We start from the raw sequence: 266 nt of genomic DNA on the forward strand, positions 1-266 counted from the left end.
TCATCAACAAGGGCGAGATCATCCTGATCGAGGACAAGGCGACCTTGATGCAGAAGCTCGGCAAGAAGGAGCTGACGCTGCAATTGCAGAACAAGCTCGACGCCATTCCGCCGGCGCTCGCCGCCTACAATCTCGAACTGTCCGACGACGGCCACGCAGTGACCTACGACTACGACACCAAGGGCGATCGCACCGGGATCACCAGCCTGCTCAACGATCTCCGCAACGCCGGCATCCGCATCTCCGACCTCGACACCAGGCAGAGC

At 60.9% G+C, this 266-nt stretch carries 1 pseudogene; it reads left to right on the plus strand.

From position 1 onward, the window contains the following. A pseudogene (locus AC0IXR_RS25085) lies at positions 1–266 on the plus strand (multidrug ABC transporter ATP-binding protein); the annotation flags it as partial.

The organism is Methylobacterium sp. AC832, from assembly GCF_979256025.1.